The organism is Bradyrhizobium manausense (assembly GCF_018131105.1).
Classification (GTDB): domain Bacteria; phylum Pseudomonadota; class Alphaproteobacteria; order Rhizobiales; family Xanthobacteraceae; genus Bradyrhizobium; species Bradyrhizobium manausense_B.
The window spans coordinates 3,333,237-3,358,800 of record NZ_JAFCJI010000001.1 but is presented as its reverse complement, the minus strand read 5'-3'; the positions used below and the strand labels follow the sequence as shown (position 1 = coordinate 3,358,800).

The following is a 25,564-nucleotide window of genomic DNA, read 5'->3' as shown; positions in this document are numbered from 1 at the left end:
CTTGCGTACAGGCGGCGGCAATCTAGTATCCTGCCAGCTTGTGCGACGCACAAACATTGTTCATCTTGGCCTTGCGACGGATAGGTGAACGATGGACCTGATATTCTCGACGGACGACCTCGAGCCATCCAAGCGTTTCGCCGCGTGGCAGGGCGCCATTTGCGATGCCTACGTTCATGTCGACGTCAATGCCGAAGAGCGATCCGACTATCAGGGCTTTATCCGCAAGCTGAACTTCGGCGCGATCACCATGACCGATGTGCTGCTGTCGGAACAGCGGATATCTCGGCGCGAGCGGCACATCGCGAAGCTCGACAAGGATTGTTACTACCTCGAATTCGTCCAGCAGGGCAGTATCAACGTTCTTCAGGCCGGCCAGACCCTGCGTTCGAACGCCGGAATGAGCACGGTCTTCTCGGCTTCCGAGGCCTACGACCTCGAATGCATCGGCAAGGTACGATCGCTCTACCTCGAGATACCCCGGACGGAGTTCGCGGACCGCTTCAGTGATGGGCGCCTGCCTGTCATCACGACAATGACGACGAGTCGCGGCCTGGGCCGGATCGCCGCCGAGTTCTGCGCGACGCTTGCGCAGGAAGGCGCGCCGCTGGACGAGATCGCAAGGGCGCGGCTCGGTGGTGAGCTGATGGACCTGCTGGCGCTTGCGCTCGACATGGGCGGCAGGGAGGAATTCTCCGAGGATGCGACCGCGCAGCAGGCCCGCCTGCGGTCCGTCAAAGCCTGGATCGAGGCGCACCTCACCGACGCGGATCTGTCGCTCGAGAGGATTGCGAAGAGCAATGGCGTGTCGCTCAGGCATTTGCACTATCTCTTCCGGCTCACCGACCTCTCTGTGTCGGAATGGATCCTGGATCGACGGTTGCAGCGTTGTTACGACGTCCTGACGCGTTCCGAGCTGCGTTCGCTGTCGATTACCGAAGTCGCCTATCAATTGGGATTCAGCAGCTCGTCCTACTTCAGCACGGTATTTCGAAGAAAGTTCGGGCATAGTCCGTCCGACTTGCGCCGCCGCTAGAGTTGGACCTGCGCCGCGCGAGGCGAGGCAGGTCCGTCGCGTTACTTCACCAGCGGGCAGCCGCCATCCCTCAGCGGACGGAAGGCCTGGTCGGCCGGCACCTCGGCAAGCAGCTTGTAATAGTCCCAGGGGGCCTTCGATTCTTCAGGCTTCTTCACCTGGAACAGGAACATGCTGTGCACCATGCGGCCGTCTTCGCGGAGCGACGCCGTTGTCGGTGAAAGCATCTTTCACCGACATTTCACGCATCTTCGCCATCACGGTCTTGGTGTCCTTGGTGCCGGCGGCCTGCACGGCCTTGAGGTAGTGCAGCGTGGCGCTGTAGGTCGCGGCCTGGTTCATCGTCGGCATGCGCTTGACGCGCTCCATGAAGCGCTTGCCGAAGGCACGGGTCTTGTCGTTGAGGTCCCAGTAATAGGCCTCGGTGATGATCAGCCCCTGTGCGAGCTTCAGGCCAAGGCTGTGCACGTCGGAAATGAACATGACGATCGCAGCGAGGTTCTGGCCGCCGGCGACGATGCCGAACTCGCCGGCTTGCTTGATCGCGTTGATGGTATCGCCGCCGCCATTGGCGAGCCCGATGATCTTGGCCTTCGAGGCCTGGGCCTGGAGCAGGAAGGACGAGAAATCAGCCGTGTTGAGCGGGTGCTTGACGCTGCCGAGCACCTTGCCGCCCGCGGCCCTCACGACATCGCCCGTGTCGCGCTCGATGGAATGGCCGAACACGTAGTCGGCGGTGAGGAAGAACCAGCTGTCGCCACCGTTCTTGACGATGGCGCTACCGACGGTGTGGGCGTTGGAATAGGTGTCGTAGGTCCAGTGGGCAGTATAGGGCGAGCAGGATTTTCCGGTGATGTCGGAGCTCGCCGCATCCGTCACGATCATGATCTTCTCGTACTGTTTCGACAGCTCCATCACCGCAAGCGCGGTGGCCGAGGTCGGCAGGTCGATGATCATGTCGACGCCCTCGGTCTCCCACCATTTGCGGGCGATGGCGGAGGCGACATCGGGCTTGTTGAGCACGTCGGCGGCGACCATGTCGATCGGCTTGCCGAACATCTGCCCGCCAAAATCCTCGATCGCCATCTTGGTGGCCTCGACATTCCCTTGGCCGCCGATGTCGGAATAGACCGAGGAGAAGTCGGAGAGCACGCCGATCTTGAGCGGGGTCTGCTGGGCGGAGGCGGGCGCGATCAGGGCAGCCGACAGCAAGCCGGCCGCAGACACGAGGGCTGCGATAGTTCTCATGGACGTTTCCTCTTGCGGGACTGTGCCGTCCCTTTGTCCGACAAAGTTAGAGCGCGGTTCCGGAGGAGTCAATTTACTGCGTATCCGCTATCTCTGGCACCAGTTGACGCGCACTCAGGCGGCCTCTACCATTTGTCGGACAATCGCCATTGGAGGTTTTCGTGCCAGTCTCGCCGCTTTTCCGTCCGATCGATGTCGCGCCGGCCTATCAGAAGGTCGCTGACGCCATCGAGCGTGAGATTGTCAATGGCCGCATCAAGCCAGGCGATCCCATCGGCACCGAACACGACCTGGTGCGGCAGTTCGGCGTCAATCGCTCGACCATTCGTGAGGGCATTCGCGTGCTGGAGGAAGGCGGGTTGATCAGCCGTGATTCCTCCCGTCGCCTGCATGCTTGCCTGCCGCGCTACAGCAAGCTGACGAGCCGCCTCAGCCGCGCGCTGGTGTTGCATGAGGTCACGTTTCGTGAGCTCTACGAGGCCTCGATGACGCTGGAGGTCGCCAGCATCGAAGGTGCGGTGGAGCGCGCGACGGAAGAGAGCCTCGCCGAGCTCACCGACAATCTCGTGCGAAGCGAGGCTGTGGTTGGCGATTCCGCTGCGCTGGCCGAATGCGATGCCGAATTCCATGTGCTGGTCGCAAAAGCCTCGCAGAACCGCGTTCTCCAGCTCGCGCGCGAGCCGGCGGCGCAGCTGTTCTATCCGACCACGGAGATGATCGTGACCGGCGTCGCCGAAGGCGGCCCGCGCCTCGTCGCCGCGCATCGCCACCTCATCGACGCGATCCGCCGCCGCGACCGCGAGGCCGGCGTGCTGTGGACGCGGCGTCATCTGCAGGACTGGCGGCGCGGCTTCGAGAAGATCGCCTCACTCGATCGGTCTGTCGAGCACATGTACATGGAACACGCGCAGGCGGCCCGACGCAGGTAGCGCAAATCTACAAGACGCAAGATTTCAAGCAAGAAATCGCACAAACAGGCATCATACGGAGGGACACATGACCGGCGACATCGGAGCGACCATCTCGAAGGCGCGCGAGCATTCCATCGGCGATCTCTTGCGCCGATCAGCGGGCCGCGAGCCAACCAGGCTTGCGGTCAGCTGCGGCAATGTAAGCTGGACGTTTGCCGAGATGGACGCGATCTGCAACCGGCTCGGTCGCGGCCTGCTCGGGCTCGGCGTCAAGAAGGGCGATCGTCTCGCCGTGCTCTCGCGCAATTCGCATGCCTTTGCCGCCCTGCGCTTTTCGGTGGCGCGGATCGGCGCGGTGCTGGTGCCGATCAACTTCATGCTCAATCCGGACGAGATCAATTTCATCCTGAAAAGCTCCGGCGCAAAGCTGCTTGCGACCGGACCGGATTTCGTCGAACAGGCGCGTGCGGCCAGCGCCAAGGATTGCGCCGTCGAGAAGATGATCTGGCTGCCGGGCGAGGATCCCGCCGCGGCGCCGGCTAACCTCACGAGCTTCGATGACCTGCTTCACGCCGACGGCTCGTATCTGGAGGCGTCCGTCGACAGCCGGGATCTCGCGCAGATCGTCTACACCAGCGGCACGGAATCCCTGCCCAAGGGCGCGATGCTGACCCATGAAGCGGTGATGTGGCAGTATGTCAGCTGCATCATCGATGGTGGCATGAGCGTAGACGACAGGTTTCTGCACGCGCTGCCGCTCTATCATTGTGCCCAGCTCGACGTGTTCCTGGGACCGCAGATCTATCTCGGCGCTACCGGCGTCATCACCGGCAAGCCGACCGCCGACAACATCCTGGCGCTGATCCAGGCGCACAAGATCACGTCTTTCTTCGCGCCGCCGACGATCTGGATCGCGATGCTGCGTTCGCCCGACTTCGACAAGACCGATCTGTCGACCTTGGAGAAGGGCTATTACGGCGCCTCGATCATGCCGGTGGAGGTGCTGCTCGAATTGCAGCGTCGCCTGCCCAAGGTCAAGTTCTGGAATTTTTATGGCCAGACCGAGATCGCGCCGCTCGCGACCGTGTTGCGCCCGGAGGATCAGCTCCGCAAGGCCGGCTCGGCCGGCAAGCCCGTGCTCAATGTCGAGACCCGCGTCGTGAATGTGTCGATGGAAGACGTCAAGGTCGGCGAGGTCGGCGAGATCGTGCATCGCTCGCCGCATCTGCTGTCAGGCTATTACAACGATCCCGTCAAGACCGCGGCCGCTTTTGCAGGCGGCTGGTTTCACTCCGGCGATCTCGCCACGGTCGATGACGAGGGCCACATCACCGTGGTCGATCGGGTCAAGGACATGATCAAGACCGGCGGCGAGAATGTCGCCAGCCGCGAGGTCGAGGAGATGGTCTATCGCATCCCCGCGGTGTCCGAAGTCGCCGTCGTCGGCCTGCCGGATCCGCGCTGGATCGAGGCTGTCACGGCGATCGTCGTGGTCAAGGCCGGCGAGAAGCTGGACGAGGATGCCGTCATCCAACATTGCGCCGGCCAGATGGCACATTTCAAGGTGCCGAAGCGCGTGATCTTCGTCGATGCCTTGCCGAAGAATCCGAGCGGCAAGCTGCTCAAGCGCGAGCTGCGCCAGCGCTTCGTCGGGACTGATACCCTCGACAAGGCCATCCAGAAAAATTTTGGCAGCTGAGGTGGAGCGTTTCCCATGAAGACCTGGCATGTCGCGCGGGACTGGTCGATCGAGGGGATGGAGCTGCTCGATCTGCCGGAACCTGCACCTGGCCCCGGCCAGGTCGTGGTGCGGATGAGGGCGGCGTCGCTGAACTATCGCGACCTGCTCACGGTGCAAGGCAAGGGCGGTGTCACCAAATTGCCGCTGATCCCGTTCTCGGATGGAGCGGGCGAGGTGATCGCGGTGGGCGAGGGCGTTGCCCGCGTCGCCGTTGGCGATCGCGTCTGCCCCATGTTCTTCCAGTCCTGGATCGATGGAAAGGTGTCGGCGGCCAGCCGCCGCTACGCGCTCGGCGGCACGCGGCCGGGCGTGTTGCAGGAGGTGATGGTACTCGATGCCGAGGGCGTCAGCCGCATCCCTTCGCATCTGACTTTCCTGGAAGCTGCGACATTGCCTTGCGCAGGGCTCACTGCTTGGCGCGCGCTGTTCGAGGAAGCCAGGGTCCAGCCCGGCGACACCGTGCTGGTGCAGGGCACCGGAGGGGTCTCGATCTTCGCGCTGCAATTCGCAAAGCTCGCCGGTGCGAGCGTGATCGTGACCTCGTCGAGCGATGAGAAGCTCGAACGCGCCAGGGCGCTCGGCGCTGACCACACTATCAACTATCGTTCAGTGCCGGAATGGGGCAAAGCCGCGGCAGAGTGGACCGGCGGTGGCGTCGATCATGTCGTCGAAGTCGGCGGCAAGGATACATTTGCGCAATCGCTGGAAGCGGCGCGCGTCGGCGGCACGATTCTGGTGATCGGCGTGCTCTCGGGCTTCTCGCAGCAGATCGCGATCCCGAGCCTGTTCTCCAAGAATTTGCACGTTATTGGCCTCTCCGTCGGCAGCCGGCGCATGTTCGAGGGCATGACTGCCGCGATCGGGCGCAACATGATGAAGCCGGTGATCGATCGCGTGTTCGGCTTCGACGCCGTGCCTGATGCGCTGCGGCTGATTCAGCAGGGCGGGCATTTCGGCAAGATCGTGGTGGAGTTTCCATAAGGCCCGTTCGCCTCAATATTTCTTCACATGCACGCCGAATGCCAGCCACAGCGCTATCGAGGCAAGGCCGAAGCAGCCGAGCAGCAGGAAGGTCGGACCGTAGCCGATCCATTGCGCAATCCAGCCGCCGAGTGCGGGGCTCAGGCTCGCGCCGATGCCCTGCACCGTGATCACCGCGCCCTGGCCGAGATTGATCCGGCCGGTGCCGTCGAGCGAGCGTGCGACCATGCCGGGGACCGCGACCGTCTGCAATCCAGTGCCGATGCCGTCGAGCACCTGCATGGGAACGACTCCCCACCATCCCGTGACGAAAAACGCCAGCACGCCCCGGATCGGTAGAAACATGAAGGACACCAGGATCACCGGCCAGTAGTTGCGTTTTCCCGCGACCTGCATCGCGACCAGCGACGTCACGACCATGACGCCCTGCGCAATGACGACGGTGGTCGCAACGAAGCTCGGGCCGTTGGCCTGCCCCTGCGCCACCGCTGCGAGGCCATATAGCGGAACGATCGCCGCGTTGCCGAGATGGAAGACGGCAAGAGCGAGCGCCAGTACCAGGAGAGGCTTGTGCTTCAGGAGGACGGACATGGCATCCGGCGGATTCTTGCTTTCGTCCTCCCTGCTGCCGCGGGCCTGGCGATCGTCGATGGACTTGGCCGGGATCATCAGCACGCACGCGATCGCGATGGCGCCAAATATGGCCGCCAGCACGAACACTGCGACGTAGCCGAACTTGTAACCGAGATAGCCTGACAGTGCTGCGCCGACCATGTTGCCGGCATGGTTGAAGGCCTGGTTGCGCCCGTTCAGCGCATTGAAGCCCTTTTGTTTGGCGATGCCGAGCGTGATGCCGGTCACCGCGGGCACGATGGCTGCGCTCGCGAGTGACTGTGCTACCTGGGAGAGAGTTACTGCCCAGAAATTCTGCGAGATCAGGATGATCGTGGATGCTGCGACTACGCAGATTCCGGGGATGACCACCCAGAGCCGCTTGTTGCGGCTGGAATCGATGAAGCCGCCAATCGGCGTCGTGACCAGCATGCCCGCGACATTGCCGATCGTCAGCGCGGTGCCGATCAGGCCGGTGGCCCAGCCGCGCTCCTGAAGGAACACGCCGACGAACGGGCCGATGCCGGACTGCATATCCGCCATGAAGAAGTTAACGGCGAACAGAGGCCAGAGACGGAGTGAGGATGGGCGCGATGTCATCGAAACGCTGAACGTGATGCTGCCGATCGACTATGATCTCGCGCAGGCTGACATGGCCGGCACGTTTGTGCCGGGGCGGACCGAAAAATAACCTGTGCTAACCGCGTTGGTTCCTGCGGACTTGCGATCGCCGGACCGCAATGTCATTGCATGTCTGCAACGGTCTTATTTCTGGATTACAGCCATGCCTCTCTGGACCTGCGAAACTTGTGGCGCCCAATTTCCGACCAGCGAAAAGCCGCCAGCATCCTGTCCGATCTGCGAAGACGAGCGGCAATATGTGAATTGGAAAGGGCAGACCTTTCTCGCGCCCGAAACGCTCACGGAACGTCACAGCCTCGTCTGGCGCGATGATCTCGGCCTTACCGGCATCGCGCTCGAGCCGAGTTTTGGCATCGGCCAGCGCGCGCTGCTGGTTCCCGACGGCAGCGGATACGTGATGTGGGATTGCATTCCATTGGCAACGGCGGATGCGATCGCACATGTCAAATCACTCGGCGGCCTTACGGCAATCGCGGTCTCGCATCCGCACTACTATGGTGCGCTCGCCGACTGGAGCGAGGCCTTCGGAGGTGTCCCGGTCTATCTTCACGCTGATGATCGCCAATGGGTGACGCGTCCGCATCCCTCGATCGTGCACTGGACCGGCGATCAGCATCGGATCTCGGACGATGTCCTGCTGCTGCGCACCGGTGGTCATTTCGCGGGCGCCACCATGCTGCACTATCCGGGCGGCGCCGAGGGCAAGGGTGCGCTGCTCACCGGCGATATCGCGCAGGTGACGATGGATCGTCGCTTCCTCAGCTTCATGTACTCCTATCCGAACTACATGCCGCTCAACGCCGCCGCGGTGCGGCGGATCGCGGATGCGGTCGAGCCGCTCGCCTTCGACCGAATCTACGGCGCCTGGTGGGGCCGCAACATCGCCACAGGCGCCAAGGTGGCCTTCGCGGCGTCAGTAGAGCGATACATCGCGGCCATCGCCTAAGCGGGCGGCTAGCCGAAATCCCCGTTGCCTCGATCAAATAAATGTACTAAAAGTACATTTATTATGTAGCCGCAACGATACGTTTGCTGGACCGGCACAATCGATGCATCGTGGTTGCGGCGGGCGCGTTTTGTGGCCGCGCAAGCGGGAGTTGGACGCATGACCGGGCAGCGCGATTACGAGAGTTTTGAGGCCGGGGACGTCAGGCTTCAATCGGGCACTGTCTTCCCGGCGATGAAGCTCGCCTACAAGACCTACGGCCAGCTCAGCCCGGCCAAAGATAACGTCATCCTCTATCCGACCTCGTTCAGCGCGCAGCATTTCGACACCGAGTGGCTGATCGGGCCCGACGGAGTGCTCGATCCCACACGTTACTTCATCATCATCCCGAACCTGTTCGGCAACGGCCTGTCGTCCTCGCCGTCGAACTCCAGCAACGGGCCGTTCCCGCAAGTCAGCTATCACGACGCCATTGCCATCCAGCATCGCCTGCTCGGCGAACGCTTCGGCATCACAAGGCTCGCGCTGGTCTATGGCTGGTCGATGGGCGGCATGCAGACCTATCATTGGGCCGCTCTGCACCCCGAGATGGTCGAACGTGCCGCCGTCGTTTGCGGCAGCGCGCGTTGCGCGCCCTACAATCATGTGTTCCTCGAAAGCGTGAAGGCTGCGTTATCAGGCGATCCTGCCTTTCGCGACGGCCGTTTCATCGAGAAGCCTGTCGCAGGCTATCGTGCCATGGGGCGTGTCTATGCCGGCTGGGCGATGTCGCACGGCTTTTATCGCGACGAGTTGTGGCGCGAGGCAGGCTTCACCTCGCTGGAAGACTATCTTGTCCGCGCCTGGGACACGACTTTTGCGCGTCGCGACGCCAACGATCTCCTCGCGCAAGCCGGCATCTGGCAGCGCGGCGATATCAGCGCTTGCGAGGCATTCGGCGGCGATCTCGATCGTGCGCTGGCGGCGATCAAGGCGCATATGCTGCTGATGCCAGGCGCGACCGATCGCTATTTCGACGTTCGCGACAATGAGGATGAGATCGGCAAGCTGGTCAACGCGAAATCGGCGGTGCTGCATCCGATCCCGTCGCTGCACGGCCATCGCGCCGGCAATCCCGTCAACAATCCGCGCGACCAGGCTTTCATCAAGGCCGAGATCTCAGCACTTCTCAGCAAATAAGGGTAGGCATTTGACATGACCGACGTGATCGTCTCAGAGCCCGGCCATCGCCTGAAGCCGCTGAGCCCGGCCATGCTGCGCGAGTTGTCGGTGCGATCCAACTTGAGGGGCGCAGCGCAGGCCCTCGGTCACTACGGCCTGATCGTGCTGACGGGTACGCTGATCTGGATGGTATCGTCGCGCTATGGCGCGCTCTGGGCGCTGCCGCTGATGGTGGTGCAGGGTTATCTCGTCGCCTTCCTGTTCATGGCGGTGCACGAGACCGCGCACAAAACAGCGTTTAGAAGCCGCGGACTCAATCTCGCTGTCGGCTATCTCTCGGCCTTTTTGATCGGCCTTCCCTACGAATATTACTGCCTGTTCCACTGGGATCATCATCGCTACACCCAGGATCCCGACAAGGACCCGGAGCTGATCGTTGGCGTCAAGCCAAAATCCGACACGCAACTCGCGATCGCTTATAGCGGCCTACTCCAGGTCGCCGGTCGTCTCCGGCTGATGCTCGGCCATGCCGTCACCGGCAAGGTCGCCGTGCCCTGGATTCCCGAGAACAAGCGGCCCACCATCGTGACCGAAGCGCGTGTCTATGCCGCGCTCTATGTTTTGCTTCTCGCGCTCTCGCTGTGGTTCTCATCAGCGCTGTTGTTGTGGGTCTGGATCGTGCCACTGATCACCGGGCAATTCTTTTTGCGGCCCTACCTCTACGCAGAACATACCGGTTGCGAACGCACCCGCAGTGCCTTCGAGAATACCCGCACCACCTATACCGGCGCGGTCTTCAAATGGATTGCGTGGAACATGCCCTACCACGTCGAGCACCACGCCTATCCTTCGATCCCGTTTCACGCGCTACCGAGGCTGAACGGCATCGTCGACGGCGAGATCGTCCATCGCGGCCGTGGTTACATCAGAACGACGCGCGAGACCTGGGCCTGGTTTCGCCGGCATCGGCAGGGCGCCTAAGCCAGACGTAAAGCTCCGGCCGCGTTGCGACCGGAGCTGTGTCGAAGGCGCGATATCAGTAGACGGTGTACCCGCAGACATTCACGACGCGGACGCGCATGCCGTGGCGGGTCTGGACGACGCGTTCCTGATAGCAGTTGTTGAGGCCGGTGTTGACGTACACGCCGCCGAAGCCCCAGCCGGGACCCCAGTGGTGAAAGCCATGGGCCGACGCAGCGGTGGGCGCGAGAGCAGCAGCGCCGAGCGAACCGGCGGCAATCAGACCAAGTGCAAGCTTACGAAACATCTTCATTCTCCAGTGTGGCGCGAAGCCGTTGTTGTGTCCCTGCTTCTCGGTCGGGGCGAAGCGTGTTTCCGTTCACAAGGAGGTTGGAGAATCGTGTTTCAGGATTGTTTCGTCGACCGCTGCGAGACGCGCCGCCGTTAGGCTTTCCGCGCCGCGCGATAGCGCGCGGCCATCGCCTGCGTCATCTCGGCCATCTTCTCGCGGAGATCGGTCGGCTCCAGTACCTCGACCTCGGAGCCGAGCCGCAACAATTCCGCGGCGGCATGCCATGATGTCTTGCCGGTTGGGACTCTGGCGATGCACCAACCGTCCGCATCAACGGCGTCTCCAATCTGCGTGCGCGCCCTGACGTAAGGCTGGCTCAGCGCGTCGAGCAATTTGACGCCGAGCGGCGAGAGCCGAACGATCGCGACATTCGGATGCATCTCGGCCTCGAGCCTCAACGTCGCGTCCTGCCAATAGCCGGCGAGATCGAAATCGGCGGGACGATCGAAGCGGTCGTCGAGCGCCGTGCAGTCGAGCACGCGCGCGACGCGATAAGTGCGCACGCTGCCGTCGACCTGTCCCGCGAGATACCAGCTGCCGCCCTTCAGCACGAGGCCGAGCGGCGCGACACGGCGCCGCTTCTCGGCGCGCCAGCTTTGATAGCGGATCTTGATCAGCGTCCCGCGGAGAGCCGCGCCGGCAATCGTGCGCAGATGCTTTGGCTCTTCTGCCTCACCGAACCAGCCTGGCGCGTCCAGATGGAAGCGCTCCTGCATCCGGCCGGCATCTTCGCGCAGGTTTGCGGGTAGCGCCGCCATCAGCTTGTTCTGCGCGGCGATCATCGCTGCATCCAGTCCGAGCGCCGCCGCCGGGCCGGGGAGGCCTGCAAGGAACAGCGCGCCGGCTTCGCTCTGCGACAAGCCGTTCAAGCGCACGCGGTAGCCGTCGAGCAGGCGGTAGCCACCTTCCGCACCGCGATCGGCATAGACGGGAACGCCGGATGCCGCGAGCGCGTCGATGTCGCGATAGATCGTGCGCACCGACACCTCGCAAGACTCCGCGAGTTCGGGCGCGGTGACCTGCCCCTTTGCCTGGAGAGTGGTGAGGATCGACAACATCCGGCTCGCGCGCATGATCCCTTAAACCATACCTGACACAAGATGTCAGGTATGGTCCGCTACAAGGTGCGCCATCGCAAGCCGCCCCGAGGAGACGCGCCATGACCGATCCGTACCGCATCACGCTGTATTATTCGCCGCAGAGCCGGGCCATGGGCACACGGGTGCTGCTGGAGGAACTCGGCGCACCCTATGATCTTCAGGTCCTCAACATGAAGGCCGGCGAACAGCGGCAGCCGGCCTATCTCGCCATCAATCCGCTCGGCAAGGTGCCGGCTGTCCGGCATGCCGAGGCGCTCGTGACCGAGCAGGTCGCCATTTTCATCTATCTCGCCGATCTCTTTCCGCAGGCTGGCCTTGCGCCCGCGCTTGGCGATCCGCTGCGCGGTCCGTATTTGCGCTGGACCGCCTATTACGGCTCCTCCTTCGAACCTGCCCTGATTGACAAGTTCATGAAGCGCGAGCCTATGCCGATCACGCAGTCGCCCTACGCTGACTACGACACCATGCTGGGCGCGCTCGAGGCGCAGTTGTCGAAAGGGCCGTATCTGCTCGGTGATCGCATGACAGCTGCCGATATCCTCTGGGGCGTCGCGTTCAACTGGACGATGATGTTCGGCATCGTGCCGAAGAAGGACGTATTCGTTCGGTACAGCGAACGCATCACGTCAAGGCCGGCGTTCCAGCGCATCAGTGCGGCCGATGACGAGATGGCTGCGCAGCATGCCGCGGCCGCTGGAGGATGAAGGGCCCGAATCTCACATGACCAAATCGATCCATACGACCAACTGTTTCGACACGTTCATCCGGGTTGCCGAAGACTGTCCGGCGCGCTGCGGTGAGGAGCCGCCGCCGCGTGCAGGGCGCCCGACAGTGGCGGGCCTGCAATATGCGATGATCGCGAATGCACCTTATGCATACACGTCGGACGACGTGATCTTCGCGACCTCGGCGCATGGGCGCGAGCTTGGAGCGAGGGCGACCAAGTCAGAGAAGAACGCTGCACGCGCTGCGTTCTTCTCGCGCGGACAGGCCTGCATGCGTGCCTCCGGGCTCGGCAAGCGCTACGGCTGGGGTGTACACGCCGACGGTAGAGGCCGCATCGCAATCTACGCTGTCGACAGCGAACGCTATCAAGCGCTGTCGGACGATTCAAAGCTCACGCAAACGCGCGCGATGCGCTCGAAGCGGGGGTGACCCTCAAAACCTCGGGGCACGCTTCTCCGCAAACGCCTTGATGCCTTCCTTGATCTCGTCGCCGCGCATGCTGTCGCGGTGGCGCTGGTCGGCAGCTCGCTCATCCAACTCGCCGCGGGCGAATTCGTTGATGGCGCGCTTCATGCCGCGCATCGCATTCGGAGCATTGCCGGCGAGGACGTTGGCAAGTCTGTCGACTTCCTCGTCGAGTGTCTCCACCGGCACCATGGCGGTGAGGTAGCCGATCCGCAGCATCTCCGGAGCAGTGATCTTCTGCGCCGTCAGGAACAGGTTTTTCGCGTTGTCGACGCCAAGCCGCGTCACGTAGCGTTTGATACCGCTCCTGTAGTAGTGCAGGCCCAACCGCGCCGCCGGCATGAACATCTCCGCGGTGTCGACACCGATGCGGAAATCGCAGGCGAGCGCGAGGTCGGTCGAGCCGCCATAGACGCCGCCATTGAGCCGGCAGATCGTCGGCACGCCAAGATCCTCCAGCCGGTTGACGACGACTTCGAAGGCCGAGCCCGCGCTCTGCTGCTCGTTGGCGCTCACCGCCCGTTCGGCGACCGAATTGAGGTCATAGCCTGCGGAGAAAACGCGTCCCGTGCCGGTCAGCACCAGCACGCGGATTTCAGGATCGGCCTCGACCCGGTCGAACAGCTTGACCAGTTCGCCGAGGTCCTCCGCCTGGAGCCGGTTGAGATGCTTGGGCCGGTTCAAGCGGACGGTGGCGCGGGCGCCACGGATCTCGAGCACGGGGCCACTGGCTGCGTCGGCGGTTTCCGACATTGTTATTGTCTCCACTTACTTGTTTTCGAGCGTGCGACGCTTCGCTTCGGCATCGATAGTCTCGGCCAAATCGGGATGCCGTGCCATCAGCACGCGGAAGTCGACGAGGTCGAGCACCAGCAGCCGCGACACTTTCGTGGTCGAGACATTGGCGCCGCGCATGTTGTTGCCGAGCAGCGCCATTTCGCCGAAGAAGGCACCTTCACCGAGTTGGACCTTCTTGCCGGGCAGGTCGACCTCGACTGCGCCGGCGGCGATGAAATACATGCAGTCGCCCTGGGCACCCTTGCGGATGATCATGGTGCGTGCCGGCAGCTCCATGGTCCGCAGCATGTGGGTGACGTCGGCGATAGCCGCTGGCCCCAGCGCCGCGAAGAACGGCACCTTGCTGACGGATTCCCAGGTCTTGAGGAAATTGTCTCGCCGTGTCTCCGCTGCGAACCCGGTCGCCAGAATACCGGTCCAGAGACCGAACACGCCGAGGCCGGAGATCATCACCATCGCCGCCACCATCCGGCCGAGCGGCGTGACCGGGACGACGTCGCCATAGCCTGTCGTCGTCAGCGTCACGACCGCCCACCACAGCGCGGCGGGGACGCTGCCGAACGTCTGCGGTTGCACGTCCCGCTCCAGGAAATATTCAGCAACGGAGGCAAGGAAGACCACCATCAGGAAGATCACGAGCACGCTGATCAGTGGCCCCGATTCCAGCACCAGCACGCGCCGGAGCTGGCGCAGGCCGGGAATGCCCGGCACCACCTTCAGCCCCCAGAGCACGCTCAGCAGCCAGGCAGTTTTGGGCTCGGCGCCGAGAACCAGGGCGACCGGCACGGCCAGTGCCCCCAAGGCGTCGACCAGTCCGGCGGAGGAGGACATGTAGAGGCCCAGTCGCCCCTGCCGGGCCATGTGGCGCAACCGGACCAGCCATTCGAACACGAAATAGACGAGACAGGCCCACAGCAGGAAATCGACCCAGCGATGCGCCGTCTCATAGGCCGGATCGAGCGTCAGCAGTACCATGCTGATTATGCCGACGCTCACGGCCACATAGGCCGCCTTGGTCATATTGCGGCCGGCAGTCGCGGCCACGAACTGGGCCAGAGCGGGAAACATCGGCTTGGACATGCGGGATTGCGGCTCGGCCTTCTCTTGCAGTCCCAGGCTGGGACCTCAGCGCCAAAGTGCCCGCCCGCACCGGGGCCGTCAACGACGGGGCAGGCAGACGCGCCACCCGCCCGGATCAGGGCCCGGATGCCTCGTACGCGCTGCCAGGGTCGTTATTTGAAATGTGGTGGTTCGTCGTAGCCGCGGCGGCTGCTGAGGAACAGCAGCATCATCAGGCCGATGCCGACGACCAAGGAGAACCCCGCTCCGAGCGCGAGTGCCACATAGCCTTCCGTCGGGATCGGGTCGGCTTCGACCGACATGGCCGAATAGCCGAAGTAGCCGACCGCAACCAGCATTCCCAGCAAGATGATGAGAAGGAGCACCCGCATGATGCGTTCTCCGGTTGTGCCGGAAAACCAACGGTTGCGCAGGGGAAACGGTTCCATAGGGGGCCCGCCATCCGCCTAGACGGCGGATGTCCCCCGCTCACCCAATGCGAATCGATAGGTCAGGCACTCTGAGCTGTCTTCACCACCACGACATTGGTGTCGTCATGCGGGGGAGGGAGGGCCGCAACCTTCTCGATCTCGCTGGAATGGCGCTTCAGATAGTCGCGACGCATGCCGATCTCGTCGCGGACGAATTCGTAGCCCAGCTTGAAGGTATCGAGCCCATCGGTGCTGATCGTGCCGTCGCGCAAGCCGATCACCGCGCCGCGCAAGATACTCTCGAGCTCGTCCTGGAGGCATTCGAGCTGATCCAGCGAATGGGCGTGCTCGATGCGTTCGCCGATATCAAGAATGGCGGTGGCGAGCTCACTCGCCTTTTCCGGCGCGATCCGGGTGACCTTGGCGTAGATCGCAGCGAAGATCGAGCCGATGACGCTGAGCGCGGCGGCGCCCAGATACATCATGTCGCTGTACTTATCCATGAACGACTTGGTGTCGTCGTTGATGTAGTCCGCCGCGCCCTGATGCGCCATCACATAGGCGTCCTTCTCGACGGAGGCCGGCTCGATGTGAGTGGCAAAGCCGTTGTCGAGCCCGAGCGCTGACTTGTTCTCGTAGACGATGCGCGCGAGGTCACCGGCGGTGGTCGGCGACATCTTGGATTGCGAGACGAGCAGCCATTCGAGCCCGATCGTGTCGAGATCGTCGTCGGGGATTTCTGGAGAGGCCGACAGCGTACCGGCCGTCAGTGTCTCTTCGGAAATGCCGGGGAATTTGAGCGCCAGCGCCTTGGCTTCATCGATCGCATTCAGCGTGAAGCCGCCGCGCTTGGCGACCTGCTCATAGGCCTTGTCGCGCACGGCCCTGGAGGCGTGGACGACGGCGATCACTGCGTTGAAGCCACTGGCCGGCGCGAACAGCTTGTCCAGGGTCGACCCTTGGGGGGCCATCTGGATCTTCGTGGCGTCGGCGCCTTCCGGGATATCGAGGAGGCTGCGGACGAACGCGAGCGAGGAATCGTTCTCGGCGAGAACAGCGACCTTCTTCTTTTTCAACTCGGCAAGCGACTTGATCTTCTTGTTGCCCGGACCGAGCAGCAGCACGAGGTCGTGCTCCAGGATCGCCAATGCGCGTGCTCGCAGCGGCACCTTGGCGTCGGTGCGCAGAACGGCAAGATCGGCCTGCCTGTGATCGAACTGCGCGAGCGCCTTGGCGTTGTCTGCGTTGTTGACGATCTTGATCCGGAAGCGCGAGGCGTTGTTCTTCAGCAGCGTGGCGAGCTTGGTCGCGAACAGGGCCTCGTCGCTGTTGGGAGCGCCGACGGCAAAGGTCAGCGTCTCCGAATTGTGCAACAGGGTGCGGCCGCCCCAGACGGTCGCCAGCGACAACAGCAGGGTCAGCACGACATACAGCAGGACCTGCTGCTGATTGGTCTTGATCACCTTGGGACGCCGGGGCGGCGGGAGCTCGGTCGACGAGGTCGGGCCTTCAGCACTCATGGCAGCACTCTGGCCTTATGGCGGACGGCACGGCGATCGCCGGCGGGCGCGCGAAAATTCGTAAGCGTCTGAAAAAAGAACGATAATCTCTACCTGAGGATGATAGCGCTCCAGAGCGAGAATGCAAATTCCGCGCCGAAGGTAACCTTACCCGGCCACGCCGCGTCGTTTGGCCATCCTATCACCGTTTAGCCACACTTGGCGATTTTCCGGTTCCCCCCGCTGCATTCCGGCGCGGGAAATGTCATAAATCGTCAGTCCCGATGCTTTGCCGGGTCCAAGAAGAAGTTGCTGAACGCTCCATTTTTTCTATTCGAGTCAACGAGGGCGTCAGCTTTGTCGTTTCCACCCCTGTCATCGGCGGTTCCGGTCGAAGCGCTCATTGGCTGGATGCTGCTGCTTACTTTCAAGCACATCATCGCCGATTTCGTCCTGCAAACGGCCTGGATGGCGCAAGGCAAGGACCAGAAGCATGGCTGGGCGCTGCCGCTCCTGGTGCATTGCCTGGTTCATCTTGCGGTTGCGCTGCCGCTGATCCTGATCGTCGCGCCGAAATTCTGGTTCGTGGCGCTGATCGATTTCGTCATCCACATCACGGTCGATCGCGCCAAGGGACTGGTCTCCGCCAATTTCGGCGTCAACCAGGAGCACCCCTGGTTCTGGACCCTGATCGGCGTCGATCAGGCGCTGCACCACCTGACCGGCTTCGGCCTCTCGATTTTTATGGCGGCGAACTAAGAGGTTTAGACCCGATCTTGAGGGGGCCCGCCAAAGGCGGCATCGCAGCGCCACTCCCGTATTCAGCCCGGTAGGGCGCCGCTCTGATTCGCGCCATAAGAGCAAGCACCCCGGGTGACTACCGCCCAGGTTGGTTAACCTTTCATTAGAGAATTGCGCTGCATCTTCCGGTCACGAGGGAGAACTGCAATGTTTTCAAGCCGCGACGCTTTTGAAAGCGATTTCTGCCCGGTTCGTGACGAGCTCCTTGGCGAGATGTACCGCGCCAACGAGGGCGGCCTGCCGAGGCTTGTTGAGAGTGTTTCCCCTGACGTCCGCGCCAGGCTGGCACTGTTTTGCTATCGCCGCAGCCATCTGCATTCGCTGGCCGTTGCGATCGCAAGCAGCTGCAACGAGCGCGATCTGATCGAGAACGGCGGCCGTGTCGGCTCGACGCTCTACGCACTGTCACGCGAAGGCTCGGCCAAAGCGTCACCGTCGCTGTCGGGTAGCCGCAAGCCGATCACGCTGTCGACCAAGCCGCTCTCGGTGCTCGCACCGCTGGACGACGAAATCGACGACGAGATCAGCGAAGCCGTCCCCGCTTAAGCGGTCTCGATCACGGGCAGCCCGAACTTCCGCCGCGCCATCGCGCATTCGGCGTCGCCCGGCATGCAGGTGCGGCACACCTCCGGCCGCACCGCATAGATGCCGCACGCGGTCGCCTTGCCGATCTCTCCCTGTAACGCCGAGCAGCGATCGCCCGCGCAGCGCATGCCGGATTGGCGCGTGTTGACGAACGCCTCAGGGATCGCCGCGAGCTCTTCCTCGCTCTCGATCGAGAAACGCGGCCAGTTCTGCGAATAGCCGCAGCAGGCCCCGCAGCTCTGGCAACAGCTCGACAGATCGATCTCTTCCATTGCGGTCATGTGTCCTTCGGTGGGCCCCAGACCAGGCTCTGCCGCCATTTCGCGCGCAGCACGTCGCGCCGCTCAGGATATCTCTCGTCGAGATAGGTCGCATCCACAACGCGGTCAGTGCGGAAGCTGCGGAAGTCGCTGCGTAGCTCGCACCACGCCGCGAGCAGGCGCACGGCTTCGAGATAGCCGACTGAAATGGGCCAGATCATGCGCTCGCTGGGGCGGCCCTGCTCGTCGCGGTAGCGCAGCATGATCTTCTTGCCTTCGTGGATCTGCGCGCGCGTGCGCGCCATGTCCAGGCGATCCGGCTCCCTGTTCCAGCTTGGACGGGCGCGGCTCGCCGGCTCGAGCACGAAGGGGCGCAGCCGCTCCGGCACGGTGTCGGCGATCTTGGCCATCAGATCTTCGGCTGCGCGCGCCAGTGTCGAATCGGCGTGGCCCGCGACCCATTGCGCGCCAAGCACCGCAGCCTCGATCTCGTCGGGTGTCAGCATCAGCGGCGGCAGGTCGAAACCCTTCTCCAGGATGTAGCCCATGCCGGCTTCGCCACGGATCGGCACACGCTGGCCCATCAGCGTTGCGATGTCGCGATAGATCGTTCGCTTCGAGGTCTCGAGCTCGGCAGCAATCGCGTCCGCCGTCAACGGCTTACGGGTGCGCCTCAGCACCTGGATAATCTGAAACAGCCGATCGGCGCGTCTCATGACAATTCTCTCATCGGGGGCGGATCAGACAACGGCGCGTGGCTGCTGACAGGATGTTGGCAGCAGGGGAGTTCTATACCGGGACAACACATCGACTGAAGAGGATTTGTCCATGATCATTCCAACCCATCTCGGTCCGGCCGGTCCGTTGTGGCGGAGCCAGGCCTCGTTGCATGCCTCGCTGTATGCCTGGGCCTTCAGCCGCCTCACGTTTTTCGATCTCACAATCGTCGATCTCCGCGTTGCGCTCGCGACCATGCTGACACGTTCGCTGATCCAGGCCGCGGACGCTCTGGTCCGCCATGTGATGGGCCGCGCCTGGCGGGGCGCCCGCTTCGCAGAAGATATCACGGCTGCTGCCACCATGGTGGCAGCAGCCCGGCACTAGGTTCCGTCAACTCTTTCGGTAGGTTCAGGAGAGCTCAGATGATCACGCTTTACGGCTTTGGTACCGGCTTCGGCCTGCCTGAAATCAGCCCCTTCGTCACCAAGACCGAGGTACAGCTCAAGATGGCGGGATTGCCCTACCGGAAGGAGCGGGCGATGCCGCCGGCGTCGCCGAAGGGGCAGCTGCCGTTCATCGATGACGGCGGCGAGGCGGTAGCCGATTCCACCTTCATCCGCGCCCATATCGAGCGCCGCTACGGCTTCGACTTCGACGCCGGTCTCTCCTTGCAGGAGCGCGCGCAGGCCTGGGCGTTCGAGCGTATGATCGAGCATCACGTCTACTGGGCGCTGGTCGGGGCACGCTGGGTCGACGCTGCCAATTTCGCCAAGGGTCCTGCACATTTCTTCGACGGCGCGCCGGAGCACAACCGCGAGAAGCTGCGCGAGGATGCGCAATTCCGCGTCGCCGAGAACTATCTGCTCTCTGGGCTCGGCCGCCACGCTCCCGATGACGACATCGATCTCGCCGTCCGCTCGTTGTTTGCGCTGTCGGTGCAGCTCGGCGACAAATCCTATCTGATGGGCAACAAGCCCAGCGGCGTCGACGCGACCGCGTTCGGCGCGCTCTCGGGCATCTTGACGCCGTTCTTCGACTCCGGCCTGCGCGAGCGCGCGGAAGGATTTCCGAACCTCACCGCCTATGTCGACCGGATGATGGATACCTACTATCCGGAGTTCGCCTGGACGCCGCTGCGGCAGGCGGCCTGACGCAGACCCAGAACACGCAAAAGAAAAGAGCCGGCCCATCGGGCCGGCTCTCGTCGTTTCGAACGACCGCCCGCGCTCACTTCACGAGCGTATACTTGCCGTCCTTGACCGTAAGCAGGATACGCGAACGGTCATCGAGGCCGTAGCGATCCTTTTCAGTGAAATTGTAGACGCCCTGGCTCGCCGGGATTTCCCTCTCGGTCAGCCATGCCTGGCGGATGGCTTCACGGAATTCGGGCGTACCTGGCTTGGCCGTCTTCAGCGCGGTCGGGATGATGCGCTTCAGCACCTCGAAGGCATCGAAGGAATGGCCAGCGAACTGGCTGCGGCTGTTCGGACCGTACTTGCCTTCATAGGCGGCATTGAGCGCCAGGCCTGGCTTCTTGGTGAGAGCGCTGTCGGGCTGGTCTTCCGGATCCATCACCGGGCCGGACGCCATCAGCACGCCTTCTGCGGCTTTGCCAGCGATGCGGATGAAGTCCATGCTGGCCGCGCCGTGGGTCTGGTAGATCAGGCCTTGATAGCCGCGCTCGCGCAATTCGGTCTGCGGCAATGCGGCCGCGGTACCGGAGGCGCCGATCAGGATCGCGTCGGGATTGGCGGCGACGAGCTTCAGAACCTGGCCGGTGACGGAGGTGTCAGGCCGCGCAAAACGCTCCTCGTCGACCATGGTCATGCCCATCGGCACGCCCTGCGCCTTGAAGTCGTTGAACCAGAGATCGCCATAGGAATCGGAGTAACCGATATAACCGACCGTCTTCACCTTGTGGGCCTTCATGTGCTCGTAGAGCACTTTGCCCATGATCGGAATCGGCTGCGGCATCGACACCGACCACTTGGCGCGCTCCGGTGAGATCGGGAACGGCGCGAGGCCGAAATGCGGAATGCCGGCTTCGTTGGCGACGTTGGAGATCGCGATCGAGGGCGGGGTCGTCGATGAGCCCATGATGATGTCGGCCTTGGACTCCGTGACGAAGCGGCGCGCGTTGGTAGTCGCGGTGGTCGGGTCACCGCCGTCGTCGAGCACGATCACCTTCAACGGCACGCCGCCGATTTCCTTCGGCACGAATTCCAGCGCATTGCGCTCGGGAATGCCGAGAGCGGCGGCAGGACCCGTGGTGGTGACGCTGATGCCGATGGTGATTTCATTGGTCTGGGCCAGTGCGGGCAGGGCCGGCAGCGCCAGTGTCGCCGCCGCGATTGCGACGGTCAGGTAAAAGCGTTTCATTGATTCCTCCCTTGACGTTTTTCTTTGAAAGCAGAAATCGGGGATGAATTCAGCCCCGTCTTTTGGTGATGCGGCGATTTAGCTCCGGAGCTGGCTTCCTGTGAATTTGGCTACCATTTCCGGAGGGAATGGTGCCGATTTCAACTTGTCTGGGTTAACGGGATCGCGGCCGACCAGGACGCGGGTCTCAAAACCCTCGATGGCCAGCGCTTCGCCCTTGTAGACGTTGTGCTTCACCTCGAAGCTCGAGCGCTTGATGCTCTCGATCTTCGTTTCGATGGTGATCCAGTCGCCATAGGTCGAGGGGATGTAGAACTTGGATCGCGTGTCGACCATGGGGATGCCCACAAGGCCGTATTTGCGGACCAGGTCCTGCTTGGAGAAGCCGGCGACCTCGAACAGCGTCGACGTCGAATCGTCGAACATCGCGAAGTAGCGCGGGTAGTAGACGATGTTGGCGGGGTCGCAGTCACCCCACTGGATCTGGACGTCGCGCCGGTTCACGAACATGCTTTGCGTGCCTTACGCTTACTTCGGCGCCATGCGTAGCGAGCCGTCGAGGCGCACCACTTCGCCGTTGAGATAGGAATTCTCGACCATGTGCAGCGCGAGCGCGGCGAATTCGTCGGCGTTGCCAAGCCGGCGCGGGAAGGGGATCGCGGCGGCGAGCGAGTCCTGGGCTTCTTGTGGCAGGTTGGCGAGCAGGGGCGTGAGGAACAGGCCGGGCGCAATGGTCAGCACGCGAACGCCGAACTGCGCGAGCTCGCGCGCGATCGGCAAGGTCATGCCGACGATGCCGCCCTTCGAGGCTGAATAGGCCGACTGACCGATCTGGCCGTCATAGGCGGCAACCGAGGCGGTGTTGATGATGACGCCGCGCTCGCCGCTCGCCTGCGGCTCGAGCTTGGACATCTCGGTCGCGGCAAGGCGCAGCATGTTGAAGGTGCCGATCAGGTTGACCTTGATCACCTTGTCGAAATCGGCGAGCGCCATCGGACCATCGCGGCCGACCACACGTTTTGCAACGCCGATGCCGGCGCAGTTGACCAGCACGCGGGCCGGGCCATGGGCCTTGTTCGCCTGCGCGATTGCGGCCTCAGCCGAGGCGGCATCGGAGACGTCGCAGGTCACGGCGACGCCCTTGATCTCGGCGGCAACGGTCTCCGCGAGCTTGGCATTGAGATCGCACACTGCGACCCTGGCGCCCTGCGCCGCCAGCTTTCGCGCGGTCGCAGCGCCCAGTCCCGATGCGCCGCCGGTGACGATGGCTGCCTGATCCTTCAACAACATGGCGTTCTCCTTCGATAAGTTCTTAGCCGACCGATATCACACGGTCCGATGGATTGGCAGCGTAGAGCTCGTCGATCAACGCGGTGCGATGCTCGAGCACCGCGCGCTGGTTGATCGATCCCTTGTCGGTAACCTCGCCCTTGTCGATCGAGAGCGGCGTGTCCATCAGGATCGCCCGCGTGACCCGCGTCGACGAGCCGGTGGCCGACGCGAGGAAGCGCGTCAGGCGCTCGCGAAAAGCCTCCCGCACCAGGCGATCGCGCGCGGTGACGGTGAGATTGTCGGCCGGCAGCGTCGGATTGACCAGGCGGCAGCCATCGAGATCGAGGACGACGAGCGCGGAGACCTCGTCGCGGTTGATGCCGGCGATGACGACATCGCGCACCAGCGGCGCACAGGCCGCGGTGAGGCGCGCGCGCAGCGGGCCGACGCTGACCCAGGTGCCGCTCGCAAGCTTGAAATCCTCGCTGACGCGGCCGTCGAAATCGAAGCCGGCGTTGAGATCGTCAGGATCGGCGGGCTTGAGCGCATCGCCCATCTTGTAAAAGCCCTCGTCGTCGAAGGACTTTGCGCTGATATCAGGTTGGCGCCAGTAGCCGGGCATCACGTTCGGCCCCTTGGCGCGGACTTCGAGCTTGCCGTTGTTCGGCACCAGCTTGGCATCGTTGCCGGACACCGGCAGACCGACATGGCCGGAGCGGCTGGTACGCGGATTGACCGACATGAAGAACGGCGCGGTCTCGGTTGCGCCGAGACCGGTGAGCATCGGCACGCGATAGCCTTTTTCCTTCACTGCGAGCTCGTCGAGGCTGTTCCAGATGAAGGGCGACAGCGCCGCACCCGAAAAGAACATCGCATGCAGCCGGTCGAAGAACTTTGCGCGCAGACCCTGGTCGTTGCGCAGATAGGGCAGCAGCGATTCATAGCCCTTGGGCACGTTGAAATAGACCGTCGGTGAAATCTCCTGGAGATTGCGCACGGTTTCCTCGATGCCTCCAGGCATCGGCTTGCCGGCGTCGAGATACATCGAGCCGCCATTGTAAAGCGTCAGCCCGATATTGTGGTTGCCGCCGAAGGTGTGATTCCAGGGCAGCCAGTCGATGATGACGGGCGGCTCGTCCTTGAGGAAGGCGAGAGTCTCGCGCAGCATCACCTGGTTGGCGCAGATCATGCGCTGGGTGTTGATGACGGCCTTGGGATTGCCGGTCGAGCCCGAGGTCAGCAGAAACTTTGCGATCGTGTCGGGGCCGATGTTGCCGTGGACTGCGTCGAGGTCGGCGCGAACAGGCGTTGCCATGAGGTCGGCGAGCAGAGTGACGTCGCGGCCTGGGACATGGCCATAGGACGCTGCGATCTCGGTGCCGAGCGAAACATTGGCGACAAGTGCGTCCGCGAACTTGTCGGCGTCCTCGGCGAATACGAGGCCCGGCGTCAGCAGCTTCATCAGATAGGACAGCTTGCCGTAATCCTTCGACACCAGCGAATAGGCCGGCGAAACCGGGCAGAACGGAACGCCGGCATAATAAGCGCCGAATGCAAGCAAGGCGTGGTCGATCGAATTGCCGGAAAGGATGACGACCGGCCGCTCCGCCGAGAGGCCGCGCTGGATCAGGCCTGAGGCGATATGCCGGCTCGCGGTGAGCAGCTCGGCATAGGTGATCTTGCGCCAGCCGCGGCCGCTTTCGCGCTCCGCCATGAAGATGCGGTCCGGCGTCGTCGTCGCCCAATGGTGCAGGCGATCCGTGATGCGGACGGGATAGTCGCCGAGCGGCTGCTTCGGCCGCAGATAGATCGTGCCATCGGCACGACGGTCGATGTCGACGACGGGATCGCCGAACGAGATCGGCCGCAGCGGAGAATTGCTCACGCCGCGCTCTGTACTGGAAGAGGACGGCTGTGCACTCATGATTTCGGCTTTACCTTGGCGGTCTTGTGCTCGAGAAACTCACGAATCCTGCGTTTTGCCTCTTTGTCGCTCTGCGCAACGGTGGCCATCAGCGACTCCATCAGGAGACCGGTCTGCGGATTGGCCTCCGCGATCATCGGTAGCGCCTGAAGCACGGCGAAATTCGTCAGCGGCGCGTTGGACGCGATCTTGGTCGCAAGCTCCAGCGCCTTGGGAAGGCCGTTGCCGGCCTCCGTGACATACTGGGCAAAGCCGTAAGATGCGCCCTCGGTCGCGCTATAGACGCGCCCGGTCAGCATCATATCCATCATCCGCGCGACGCCGATCAGCCGCGGCAGCCGCACAGAGCCGCCGCCGCCGACGAAAATGCCGCGCTGACCCTCAGGTAGTGCGAAATAGGCTGTGGGCTCAGCGACGCGAATGTGAGCGGAACAGGCAAGCTCCAGCCCGCCGCCGATCACGGCGCCCTTCAGCGCGGCGATGACGGGGACGCGGCTGTACTGGATGCGATCGAACACCCGATGCCACATCTGCGAGTGCAGCAGGCCGCCGGTGGCGTCGTGGTCCTGGAGCTCGGAGAGGTCGAGACCGCTGGAAAAATGATCGCCGATGCCGTGAATGACCACCGCGCCGATGTCCTCGGGCAGGGACGCAAAATACTCGCCGATCTCGAGGATGATGCCGTCATTGAGCGCATTGCGCTTGGCCGGCCGGTTCAGGCCCACGGTCAGAACCCGGTCCACCCTCTCGATCTGAAGCAGCCCGGAGGCGCCCGTGGCAGCGGTCTCGGCGTTTCCCTGTGTCATTTGCGTCCTTGTCAGAATAGTTATGTTGTATAACGAATTCTGGGGGAGTCAATAAGGCGCCGGGGCAGGATATGGCCCCGTGGCCGTGATCTGTCTGGCGTCGGATCCGGCGATCGGAGGCTGGGAGCGTGTTGCAATACACGGCTACC

Annotated in this window: 28 protein-coding genes and 1 pseudogene; 14 read left to right on the top strand and 15 right to left on the bottom strand. The window is 63.1% G+C overall.

The annotated features are described in order from the left end of the window. Positions 1-91: 91 nt before the first annotated feature. Positions 92-1,036: a helix-turn-helix domain-containing protein gene (locus JQ631_RS16100; protein ID WP_212327552.1), complete on the top strand. Its 945-nt coding sequence runs from the start codon at positions 92-94 to the stop codon at positions 1,034-1,036. A gap of 41 nt (positions 1,037-1,077) precedes the next feature. Here JQ631_RS16100 and JQ631_RS16095 read toward each other — a convergent pair. Next, positions 1,078-2,284, bottom strand: a pseudogene (locus JQ631_RS16095) (ABC transporter substrate-binding protein). Between the two features lie 161 nt (positions 2,285-2,445). On the opposite strand from JQ631_RS16095, the gene JQ631_RS16090 reads away from it, so the two are divergent. From JQ631_RS16090 to JQ631_RS16080, 3 genes are all read left to right on the top strand, one after another. Beyond that, on the top strand, positions 2,446-3,213 hold the full coding sequence (locus tag JQ631_RS16090) for a FadR/GntR family transcriptional regulator (RefSeq protein WP_212327551.1): 768 nt from the start codon (positions 2,446-2,448) through the stop codon (positions 3,211-3,213). Positions 3,214-3,280: 67 nt separating this feature from the next. Beyond that, a complete protein-coding gene (locus JQ631_RS16085; protein WP_212327550.1) occupies positions 3,281-4,894 on the top strand; it encodes an acyl-CoA synthetase in 1,614 nt (537 codons plus the stop codon). A 15-nt stretch (positions 4,895-4,909) separates the two neighbouring features. Then, positions 4,910-5,917 carry a zinc-dependent alcohol dehydrogenase family protein gene (locus JQ631_RS16080; protein WP_212327549.1) on the top strand — a complete coding sequence of 336 codons (1,008 nt, stop codon included), beginning with the start codon at positions 4,910-4,912 and terminating at the stop codon, positions 5,915-5,917. A gap of 12 nt (positions 5,918-5,929) precedes the next feature. Here the strand turns inward: JQ631_RS16080 and JQ631_RS16075 are convergent, their stop codons facing one another. Beyond that, entirely contained in the window at positions 5,930-7,129 is a 1,200-nt protein-coding gene (locus JQ631_RS16075; RefSeq protein WP_212327548.1) for an MFS transporter, read from the bottom strand. Between JQ631_RS16075 and JQ631_RS16070 the strand changes: the two genes are divergently transcribed. From JQ631_RS16070 to JQ631_RS16055, 4 genes are all read left to right on the top strand, one after another. Beyond that, positions 7,071-7,220 (top strand): hypothetical protein, encoded by a 150-nt coding sequence (locus JQ631_RS16070; RefSeq protein ID WP_212328667.1) that lies wholly within the window; start codon positions 7,071-7,073, stop codon positions 7,218-7,220. The genes JQ631_RS16075 and JQ631_RS16070 overlap by 59 nt on opposite strands. 93 nt (positions 7,221-7,313) lie before the next feature. After that, the gene (locus JQ631_RS16065) at positions 7,314-8,117 is read left to right on the top strand and encodes an MBL fold metallo-hydrolase (protein ID WP_212327546.1); all 804 of its coding nucleotides are present in this window, start codon (positions 7,314-7,316) and stop codon (positions 8,115-8,117) included. 159 nt (positions 8,118-8,276) lie between these two features. Then, the gene (locus JQ631_RS16060) at positions 8,277-9,296 is read left to right on the top strand and encodes an alpha/beta fold hydrolase (protein WP_212327544.1); all 1,020 of its coding nucleotides are present in this window, start codon (positions 8,277-8,279) and stop codon (positions 9,294-9,296) included. A gap of 15 nt (positions 9,297-9,311) precedes the next feature. Next, entirely contained in the window at positions 9,312-10,259 is a 948-nt protein-coding gene (locus tag JQ631_RS16055; RefSeq protein ID WP_212327542.1) for a fatty acid desaturase, read from the top strand. A 55-nt stretch (positions 10,260-10,314) separates the two neighbouring features. On the opposite strand, the gene JQ631_RS16050 is transcribed toward JQ631_RS16055, so the two are convergent. Both JQ631_RS16050 and JQ631_RS16045 read right to left on the bottom strand, forming a co-directional pair. Next, positions 10,315-10,545, bottom strand: coding sequence for a hypothetical protein (locus JQ631_RS16050; RefSeq protein ID WP_212327541.1), 231 nt, complete (start codon positions 10,543-10,545; stop codon positions 10,315-10,317). Positions 10,546-10,682: 137 nt separating this feature from the next. After that, positions 10,683-11,663, bottom strand: coding sequence for a helix-turn-helix transcriptional regulator (locus tag JQ631_RS16045; protein WP_212327540.1), 981 nt, complete (start codon positions 11,661-11,663; stop codon positions 10,683-10,685). 86 nt (positions 11,664-11,749) lie between these two features. On the opposite strand from JQ631_RS16045, the gene JQ631_RS16040 reads away from it, so the two are divergent. Together JQ631_RS16040 and JQ631_RS16035 are read left to right on the top strand one after the other, a co-directional pair. Continuing rightward, positions 11,750-12,394, top strand: coding sequence for a glutathione S-transferase family protein (locus JQ631_RS16040; RefSeq protein WP_212327539.1), 645 nt, complete (start codon positions 11,750-11,752; stop codon positions 12,392-12,394). 16 nt (positions 12,395-12,410) lie between these two features. Further along, positions 12,411-12,845 carry a DUF6157 family protein gene (locus JQ631_RS16035; protein ID WP_212327538.1) on the top strand — a complete coding sequence of 145 codons (435 nt, stop codon included), beginning with the start codon at positions 12,411-12,413 and terminating at the stop codon, positions 12,843-12,845. 3 nt (positions 12,846-12,848) lie between these two features. On the opposite strand, the gene JQ631_RS16030 is transcribed toward JQ631_RS16035, so the two are convergent. The 4 genes from JQ631_RS16030 to JQ631_RS16015 all read right to left on the bottom strand — a co-directional run bounded on the left by JQ631_RS16030 (position 12,849) and on the right by JQ631_RS16015 (position 16,689). Further along, on the bottom strand, positions 12,849-13,634 hold the full coding sequence (locus JQ631_RS16030; RefSeq protein WP_212327537.1) for an enoyl-CoA hydratase/isomerase family protein: 786 nt from the start codon (positions 13,632-13,634) through the stop codon (positions 12,849-12,851). 15 nt (positions 13,635-13,649) lie between these two features. Then, positions 13,650-14,759 (bottom strand): cyclic nucleotide-gated ion channel, encoded by a 1,110-nt coding sequence (locus JQ631_RS16025; protein ID WP_212327536.1) that lies wholly within the window; start codon positions 14,757-14,759, stop codon positions 13,650-13,652. A 152-nt stretch (positions 14,760-14,911) separates the two neighbouring features. Beyond that, the gene (locus JQ631_RS16020; RefSeq protein ID WP_212328619.1) at positions 14,912-15,130 is read right to left on the bottom strand and encodes a hypothetical protein; all 219 of its coding nucleotides are present in this window, start codon (positions 15,128-15,130) and stop codon (positions 14,912-14,914) included. Positions 15,131-15,249: 119 nt separating this feature from the next. Further along, positions 15,250-16,689: a TAXI family TRAP transporter solute-binding subunit gene (locus tag JQ631_RS16015; protein WP_212327535.1), complete on the bottom strand. Its 1,440-nt coding sequence runs from the start codon at positions 16,687-16,689 to the stop codon at positions 15,250-15,252. A gap of 390 nt (positions 16,690-17,079) precedes the next feature. On the opposite strand from JQ631_RS16015, the gene JQ631_RS16010 reads away from it, so the two are divergent. After that, complete coding sequence (locus JQ631_RS16010) at positions 17,080-17,427, top strand: DUF3307 domain-containing protein (protein WP_249160689.1); 348 nt, start codon at positions 17,080-17,082, stop codon at positions 17,425-17,427. 189 nt (positions 17,428-17,616) lie between these two features. Beyond that, complete coding sequence (locus tag JQ631_RS16005) at positions 17,617-18,015, top strand: hypothetical protein (protein ID WP_212327531.1); 399 nt, start codon at positions 17,617-17,619, stop codon at positions 18,013-18,015. Here the strand turns inward: JQ631_RS16005 and JQ631_RS16000 are convergent. Beyond that, positions 18,012-18,326 carry a YkgJ family cysteine cluster protein gene (locus JQ631_RS16000; protein ID WP_249160687.1) on the bottom strand — a complete coding sequence of 105 codons (315 nt, stop codon included), beginning with the start codon at positions 18,324-18,326 and terminating at the stop codon, positions 18,012-18,014. The two genes, JQ631_RS16005 and JQ631_RS16000, sit on opposite strands and share 4 nt — an antisense overlap. 5 nt (positions 18,327-18,331) lie before the next feature. Next, positions 18,332-19,030: a helix-turn-helix transcriptional regulator gene (locus tag JQ631_RS15995; RefSeq protein WP_212327527.1), complete on the bottom strand. Its 699-nt coding sequence runs from the start codon at positions 19,028-19,030 to the stop codon at positions 18,332-18,334. A 112-nt stretch (positions 19,031-19,142) separates the two neighbouring features. Between JQ631_RS15995 and JQ631_RS15990 the strand changes: the two genes are divergently transcribed. Together JQ631_RS15990 and JQ631_RS15985 are read left to right on the top strand one after the other, a co-directional pair. Next, positions 19,143-19,418: a hypothetical protein gene (locus JQ631_RS15990; RefSeq protein WP_212327525.1), complete on the top strand. Its 276-nt coding sequence runs from the start codon at positions 19,143-19,145 to the stop codon at positions 19,416-19,418. A gap of 38 nt (positions 19,419-19,456) precedes the next feature. Beyond that, positions 19,457-20,185 (top strand): glutathione S-transferase family protein, encoded by a 729-nt coding sequence (locus tag JQ631_RS15985; protein WP_212327523.1) that lies wholly within the window; start codon positions 19,457-19,459, stop codon positions 20,183-20,185. A gap of 76 nt (positions 20,186-20,261) precedes the next feature. Here the strand turns inward: JQ631_RS15985 and JQ631_RS15980 are convergent, their stop codons facing one another. The 5 genes from JQ631_RS15980 to JQ631_RS15960 form a co-directional block, all read right to left on the bottom strand. Continuing rightward, positions 20,262-21,413, bottom strand: a complete 1,152-nt coding sequence (locus JQ631_RS15980) for an ABC transporter substrate-binding protein (RefSeq protein ID WP_212327521.1) — start codon at positions 21,411-21,413, stop codon at positions 20,262-20,264. 78 nt (positions 21,414-21,491) lie between these two features. Beyond that, a complete protein-coding gene (locus JQ631_RS15975) occupies positions 21,492-21,923 on the bottom strand; it encodes an acyl-CoA thioesterase (RefSeq protein ID WP_212327519.1) in 432 nt (143 codons plus the stop codon). Positions 21,924-21,941: 18 nt separating this feature from the next. Further along, positions 21,942-22,703: an SDR family NAD(P)-dependent oxidoreductase gene (locus JQ631_RS15970; RefSeq protein ID WP_212327517.1), complete on the bottom strand. Its 762-nt coding sequence runs from the start codon at positions 22,701-22,703 to the stop codon at positions 21,942-21,944. A gap of 22 nt (positions 22,704-22,725) precedes the next feature. After that, the gene (locus tag JQ631_RS15965) at positions 22,726-24,609 is read right to left on the bottom strand and encodes a feruloyl-CoA synthase (RefSeq protein WP_212327515.1); all 1,884 of its coding nucleotides are present in this window, start codon (positions 24,607-24,609) and stop codon (positions 22,726-22,728) included. Beyond that, positions 24,606-25,415 carry a crotonase/enoyl-CoA hydratase family protein gene (locus tag JQ631_RS15960; protein ID WP_212327514.1) on the bottom strand — a complete coding sequence of 270 codons (810 nt, stop codon included), beginning with the start codon at positions 25,413-25,415 and terminating at the stop codon, positions 24,606-24,608. Before JQ631_RS15960 ends, JQ631_RS15965 begins: the two co-directional genes overlap by 4 nt. Positions 25,416-25,564 lie beyond the last annotated feature (149 nt).